The organism is Acinetobacter sp. GFQ9D191M (genome assembly GCF_011174875.1).
Lineage (GTDB): Bacteria > Pseudomonadota > Gammaproteobacteria > Pseudomonadales > Moraxellaceae > Acinetobacter.
Genome location: NZ_JAALGV010000108.1, coordinates 1 through 2,421, shown reverse-complemented (window position 1 = coordinate 2,421; position 2,421 = coordinate 1). Strand labels below are relative to the sequence as shown.

General features: G+C 45.6%; 1 protein-coding gene. It reads right to left on the bottom strand.

The window, feature by feature from the left end; translation table 11 throughout:
• Positions 1-300: 300 nt before the first annotated feature.
• On the bottom strand, positions 301-2,232 hold the full coding sequence (locus G5T77_RS14550; protein WP_154320142.1) for an ATP-binding cassette domain-containing protein: 1,932 nt from the start codon (positions 2,230-2,232) through the stop codon (positions 301-303).
• Positions 2,233-2,421: the final 189 nt, after the last annotated feature.

The window sequence follows — 2,421 nt, the reverse complement described above, 5'->3', positions numbered from 1 at the left end:
GCAGGCTGGACACTTGATTTCTAGAGTTATTCGCATTTCTCTATTTTATCAAAATCCAACCTGCTTTTTTTCAGCATACTTTTTGAAACACCACCAAAAAATAAACTTATATGGCACTTGCGTAATTCACGACAAAATGTGTCAAGTTTTGAAGAAGAGATGCAGTACTCAAGAATAGCAAGGAACTACACGGAGATGAAAAGCAGGAGGAAAATATTAAAAATGGGTGGTTTTAATAAAAAAAAGAGATGAATAACGCTTGTTACTCATCTCTCAGATAATGGGGGTGTTGAAATAGTGTTAGAAGGACTGCTCCAGACTTTCCAGTTCCATCATTAGTTCCAGCATCTGTTCTTCGGCTGTTTCCAGTTTGGCTTTCAGCTCAGTTTGCTCATTCATCAGTTTGAGCAAATCATTTTTACGTGAGGCATCATATAAAGCACTATCTCCGAGCAAGCTTTGAATTTCAGCCAGTCGCGGCGTAACCTTTGAAATCTGTGTTTCACATTTTTCGATATTTTTACGAATCGGGCGGCTCAGTTCCCGCTGGCGTGCCGCTTCCTTACGCTGTGCTTCTTTGTCCAGTCTGGAAATGGTTGCTTTGACTTCGACCTGAGATTTCACCGGCTCGGCTGGCTTCTGCCCGTTTTTGATCATCTCAATGCGGGCCTGACGTAACCAGTCGGCATAAGCGGTCAGATCACCGTCAAATTCACGGCATTGACCATTATGTACCAGCAGCAATTCATCACAGACACTGGCAATCAGCTGGCGCTCATGCGATACCAGCACCACAGCACCTTCAAAATCCTGCAAGGCCATGGTCAATGCATGACGCATATCCAGATCTAAATGGTTGGTCGGCTCATCCAGAATCAACACGTTTGGACGCTGCCAGACAATCAATGCCAGAGCCAGACGGGCACGTTCACCGCCTGAGAAACTTTCACTTGGCGTATCCATGCGTTCGCCGCTAAAACCAAAACTGCCCAGGAAAGAACGCAGGCTGGCTTCACTGATTTTTTTATCGGCAATACGGGCCAGCTGTAACATCGGGCTGGCATTGCCATCCAGTGCATCCATTTGGTGTTGGGCAAAGTAGCCAATATTGAGCAGTTCTGAATCTTTACGCAGACCCTGAAGCAATTTTAAATCACCGACCAGCGATTTAATCAGGGTGGATTTACCGGCACCATTCATCCCGAGCAAACCAATCCGGCTGCTTGGCGTGATCTGTAAATTGACATTGGTGACAATCAGCTTGTCACCATAACCAATATCGGCATGTTCCAGTTGCAATAAAGGCGAACTCATTTTGGTCGGTTCACGGAAACTGAAGGTAAATGGTGTATCAACATGGGCAGCAGACAGTTCCTGCATACGCTCCAGCTGTTTGATCCGGCTCTGTGCCTGCTTGGCTTTGGTGGCTTTCGCTTTAAAACGGTCAATATATTTTTGCAGATGTGCGCGGGTTTCCAGCTGCTTTTCATAAGCCTGTTGCTGCTGCGCCAGACGTTCACTGCGGGTGCGCTCGAAGGTCGAGTAGTTACCGGTATATAAAATCAGTTCCTGATTTTCAATATGTAAAATATGATCGGTAATCGCATCGAGGAAATCCCGGTCATGCGAAATCAGCACCAGCGTACCTTCATAGGCTTTCAGCCAGTCTTCGAGCCAGAGAATGGCATCCAGGTCTAAATGGTTGGTCGGTTCATCAAGAAGGAGTAAATCGGAACGGCTCATCAGGGTACGCGCCAGATTCAGGCGCATGCGCCAGCCACCAGAAAAACTTGAAACATCCAGTTGGGATTGATGTTCAAAAAAGCCCAGACCGGCCATCAGTTGCGAAGCTTTGGCCGGCGCAGAATAACCTGAAATTTCATCAAAACGGCCATATAAATGGGCCAGTTCTGCATCATCCAGCTGATCTGGCTGCTCCAGTTTCTGTTGAATATCCCAGTATTCTTCATCGCCGGACAAGACGAAATCAATGGCTTTCATATTCAGCGCTTTGATTTCCTGCGCCATATGCGCCACGGTCCATACCGCAGGACGGGTCAACGAACCGGTGTCTGACTCCATGCCACCAAGCAAAGCTGAAAACAGGGTCGATTTCCCGGCACCATTGACACCGGTTAGGCCAATTTTCCATCCTGGGTGTAACTGCATCGACGCTTTTTGAAATAAAACACGTCCACCGCGACGTATAGATAACTGGTCTAACTGAATCATTGAGAAATCAAAGCTAAGAAATAAGATGCGCCTATTCTAAAGGAAAGCCTTGTGAAAATGAAAAATCTTGCGACTTTTACTGAAATGAGCCAGCTTTTAAATATTGTGAATTTATATATTATGGACGAATAAGTTGAGTATAAGCTCTATTTTCAGCATTAACAGTTGTGGTGGTGTTTCAAAAAGTAT

Coding starts and splice junctions, on each gene's coding strand:
- G5T77_RS14550 (WP_154320142.1), bottom strand. CDS start 2,232: ATGATTCAGTTAGACCAGTTATCTATACGTCGCGGTGGACGTGTTTTA.